Below are 4,843 nucleotides of genomic sequence, written 5' to 3'. Positions count from 1 at the left end.
GATTAATTTTGGTAAGAGGGTCACCGTTGCTGTCGATTTTACGCATCCGATTATCAAGGTCGAAGAATCCTGGCTGAAACATATCGGCTCCATCAAGTAAAAAACGGCTTAGAAGATGATGGAAAAGTATAACATAATATCAATATTTCAGACAGTTAAAACACTATTTGCGCTTGTTTTGCTGTAGTAATTATTCGAGAAACCCATTATATGAAATCTTTTGAGACTGTGATCACTTCTTTAAAATCAATCTTCAGAGAATCCAGGTCTGGTTTATCTGCAATCTCTTCAGGGTTTGTATGGCCGTCTATAAAACCACAACAGCGACTAAATATTGAAGATAGCCTTTCTCGATGCTGATCTATTTTGTCTGTTTTGATCTTCTCGAAGTTGGTAACAGAAACATTTCTTTGATATCTTTTCACGGTCCCGCATAACATGTGCATCTCAACAAGAACTTCGATTAATGATCTTAGAGAACCATATCCTTTTGCCGCAAGCCTGTCTCTTTGTTCGTTACGCTCCTTTGCTGGCAAATTAAAGATATTATTGATTTCTTTTTTAATTTTTGAAAAAGATTCTTCCTTTGGAGAACGAATCTGTTGCAAGTATCCGGTGTTCTTTTCGTCCTTTTGAACCTCATACATGATCAAATCGATGCCAGAGTACAAGGGCGAAGATGACAACTGCCGGATACTGTTGAGAAGAAGAATGCTGTGAGTAAAAATAACAACTTGTCTTTCTTTTGACAACTTCAAGAGCCGTCTGGCAACCTCTTCGATGATCTTGTGATCAAGGCTTGTTACAGGATCATCAAAAACAGCCGGGGATTTTCTTTTATCAAATTTCAGCTCAGTTAGAAATTCCGCAAGAGCAATAGCTTTTTGCTCACCTTCACTCAAAATCTCATTCAGCTTGTAACCGTCACTGATAAACTGAACAATCTTAGACTGCCCTTTGTCAGTCCTGAAAGTCATCCCAACTGGTGTAGTTGATCGCCTAAAGCTTTTCAGTTCAGCATCAAAAGTGGTTCGGAATTCCTTCTCAAGCAACTCACCTCTTGCAGCAGTGGTTTTTGTACTTATGGGCCTGGATGAAAATTTTTTGGTATTAAACTCAAGAGCGTGTTTGATTTTAAGCTTAGAAATGACAGTTTTGACATCGGCTTTTTTTTCGCTGAACTTTTTCCTGTCTTCTAATTCGTTGATCGCTTTTTGAAGGGTAGATTCCACCTCTTTAAGCGTTGAAAGGGTTTGCTTTTTGCCTTCAAGGTCTTCTGCGAGACTTGTTATCTTTTCATCTAGTAGACTGACTGTATTATCAAAAGGAATTAACAGCTTGTACGCTTTAATTGCTTTTGTATCTTTCCCTGCGATTAGCTTTTTGAAATCGCTAATTGTTGTGTTGTAAGTCTTTAGGAAAACGGGCTGAATCGCAACAGCCTTCTCATCTGCTCCGAATACAGCTTGATAAAATTTATTGTCTTCAGAAACGGCAATAATATCGTCAGAAAAAGAGCTAATTTTTCCCTGAACTTGCTGAATGTCCTGTTGAGTTGTGTCATTCAAGACCTTCCTATAACTTTTCAATAATTCAAGCGAAGACTTGTCTGACAATTTCTGTTGGCAGTAAACACATACCTCATCATCACTAGATGGATAGTCCTTTTTATCGAGCTTTGCGATGTATTGATCTGCGGCTTTTATGAAAGTCATGAATTCAGGAGAGCCATAGAGTTCAACTCCCTTCTTCTCCACAATATCTTTGATTCCAACCTGTTCTTTGTTTTTAAGTTTTTCAAACTTAGAAAGATTTGAAGCAAAGTCGGCAATCAGTTTCTCTGTGATCTGGTTTTTGTGACCTTCTACAACGGTCTTGATCCTGTTCAGATCAGAAACGAACTGATTTAATTCAAGAATATTCTTCTCGATCAGTTCCTTGCTTGCTTTCCTTATCGCTTCTTTTTTTGTCTTGAGATCTCTCTCCTGTTCCTCTGTGAAAGACTCAAAAGGCGTGATGTCTTCGTCTTTAGTATCTTTAGTCAATGATGTGACCAGTTTTTGTACCTCTGTGTCTTCATGTAATGACTCTTGCCAGTATAAAGATGTATCTAGAAAATCAATCCTGCTTTTATGAAACGTTGCTAAAGCAGCCAATTCATCAATCAAGACTGCAAACAAATGAAACCCAATAGGACTGACCAATAGGTGTCTCTCTGCATCCAGACTGAGATGAACGCAATTGTTGTTAAAGAAGGATACTCCTGCCAGATCTATGCACTCGTTGGCTCCATCCCAAGTGAAAACCTTATCTGAACCTTCGGCTTTGTAGTCGATCAAAACCGATTGCTTGCAATCACAATCTCCATTCACGTCAGGATGAATCTTGGTCTTGGTATCATAACAGTAACCAAAATTCTTTAGCACCCGACCATAGCCTGTTTTACCAGAACCGTTCTCGCCATAGACTACAGTCATGTTGGGGGAAAATTTCAATGATTGGCCTGGTGCTAGACGATTTACACCGCAAACATTACTGATCTTGACAAGTTCAATATCAACTTCTGATGTACTGAATTTGGGTCTGGTAATCTCTGGTATTTCTTTTTCTTCTGTAGCAAGCCCGGTATCATGCAAGAAGGCCTTATAAATTACCTTCCTGTCATCTTCGACCAAAGCATCTTCTTTTGAGACAACCTTATGGACAAGTAGCTTAGCCCAATTCCCGGCACTCTCGGCCCAATCCCACAGAAAATCTATCACATTTCGCTTAGCTTCAGTCGTAGACATATTCAGAAATCCTTAGATTTGTTGATCTAACGTGGAGTTCTGGGGGCGCGCGCCTTTTGCGCGTCTCTTGTAACGTTTAGTTATCATTTCATTTCTCTCTCAAAACAAGCGCCGCACCACAACCAAGAATCAATTCAACTGGCACAAATTCTCTATTGAGCTTAAATAATTGTGGTGGTGGATCGAGTAATCTAATGTCGGTTGTAAGCCGGTAAAAGCATACTATTAGTAATAATAAGCCTGCAGACGCATTCAGTAGGTTTTTAAGATTTGCCTTCTCAAAATGCTCACTTCTTCGATGTTTTACTTTGTTATGGTCTGTCCACCAATTTGGAGTATTATCGCTCTGCCAGTTTGCCCAAGGTGTCAGGGTTAAACCAAATCGAGGAATTTCCACAACCGTTGATTCCAAATCAGGCATTCCAGGTCGAAGTATAGGCCGGTATTGGTCTATTCGATTTACTCTTTCACCAGGTTCCATGTGTGCGCATAACTGATACGCTAAAATATCAATTTCTGAACAAGCTGACTGAAGTAAGCGTGCTATTTCTATGGAAAATGTTCTGAAATTCCCTGTATTAAACTCAACAAAACGTGAGAGGTTTGCCAGATCAGATTCTAATGCAATAAAGTAGTTCCAATGGAATATGCTATTACCTTGATGTATTGCCATATTTTCTCATGCTAACGTTAAATAGTCGTCTGACACCTAATCGGTTAAAATCTTTATCCTTTATTACGGCTAGTATTCTGGAATGAAATTATTGCCAAATAACGACATTTCTCTCTGAGTCAATCGTGAATAGGTGCTTTTTCAAGAAATCCATACCTAATAATCCACGGTTTTCGGCACCAGCCCATTTTTGACCTGTTACATCAAAGTTTCGTTCTATAAATGGGCCAACTTGGATGTAATCAAGTCTTTTTTTTGTCCTCTAACTTCTCCGCCATCAGCTACAGTTGACGTTACATTTCCTAAATATTGGCCTCTTACCCTAGAAAGCTGTCTGTTGCTTAAAATGGTATGGGAAGCCCCTGTATCAAGGACAATTTCTGTTCTCACAGTTTTGCCTTTATGGCTAAGTACTATAGGTATCACGACTTGATTTTTTATAAATTGAATTGGCGTTTCTTTTTCCCAGGTGTTTACTTCTTTTTGAACGGTCAAATTGTTTATTTGTTGATCTTGCGGGACTTCAACATTTGAAGCATGAATTTTTCCCTTTTCGTCCTTCCAGGTGAAAACATTACCATTCCCCTTTGCTATGATCCTTTTAGGCTTTTCGATCTCTTTTTCAAATTGATAAGGGGCGACGGATGTCCATTTTGTTTTTTTCTCATTTTGCTCTTTTACTAGTGCAACTCTATCAATTGCAGAATGCACAACTTCTCTTGCAGAATGACGTATTTCTTTCAACCCTTCGATGACGGGTTGTTTTTTTATGAATTTAAAATATGCGTAAATCGACCCATCGATTACAAGGAAGCAAACTGCAAAACATATAAAAAAGGGTAATATAGAATTTCTATTATTTTTGTAACTGCGTCTACTATCCTCTAAATTACCATCACCAATATTGTAGGGCCTTGTCTCTACATTCCTAAATTTTTGGTATTTAATGTCTCCATACGAAAACACCTGACTCTTTTTTCTTCTTCTTCTCATCTAATGACTCAAAACCTATTTTTTTATAAACAAACAAGCCCCATTATATGTCTGATTATTAATAAAAAAAAAGGGCAAACTGCCTAATATTACTTAGGTAGTTTGCCCTTACATGTAACAACTACTACAGTGTGGCTAACGAATTTTACTCCATCATTAATAAAATAACGTCACATCAATAGGTTCACGTTACCTCATGTCCTACCCATACTACTTTTCCGATAAGAAAAAATTCTTGTGTGAGTAATAGGGGACAGACCCGAATGGCGCTAGTTTAAGCTATTTGCACTATATCTGCTGCGGTGTTCCATTTCCTGCATTTCGTGCCTCGGTTTGGTTAATAGTTGGTAGTTTTTCTGGCGTCGTTTTAGGCACCTCGGTTCTCTTC

Annotated in this window: 3 protein-coding genes; all 3 read right to left on the bottom strand. The window is 38.4% G+C overall.

Going from position 1 to position 4,843, the window contains the following annotated elements; all coding sequences use genetic code 11:
- Positions 1-206: 206 nt before the first annotated feature.
- Positions 207-2,789: an AAA family ATPase gene (locus JWH17_RS22770; protein WP_205225005.1), complete on the bottom strand. Its 2,583-nt coding sequence runs from the start codon at positions 2,787-2,789 to the stop codon at positions 207-209.
- Between the two features lie 88 nt (positions 2,790-2,877).
- Complete coding sequence (locus JWH17_RS22765; protein WP_205225004.1) at positions 2,878-3,462, bottom strand: hypothetical protein; 585 nt, start codon at positions 3,460-3,462, stop codon at positions 2,878-2,880.
- Positions 3,463-3,678: 216 nt separating this feature from the next.
- A complete protein-coding gene (locus JWH17_RS22760; protein WP_205225003.1) occupies positions 3,679-4,455 on the bottom strand; it encodes a hypothetical protein in 777 nt (258 codons plus the stop codon).
- Positions 4,456-4,843: the final 388 nt, after the last annotated feature.

Origin of the sequence: Desulfogranum marinum, assembly GCF_016918565.1 — a bacterium.
GTDB lineage: Bacteria > Desulfobacterota > Desulfobulbia > Desulfobulbales > Desulfobulbaceae > Desulfogranum > Desulfogranum marinum.
The sequence above is the reverse complement of the archived record's forward strand: the minus strand, read 5'-3'. Positions and strand labels throughout refer to the sequence as shown.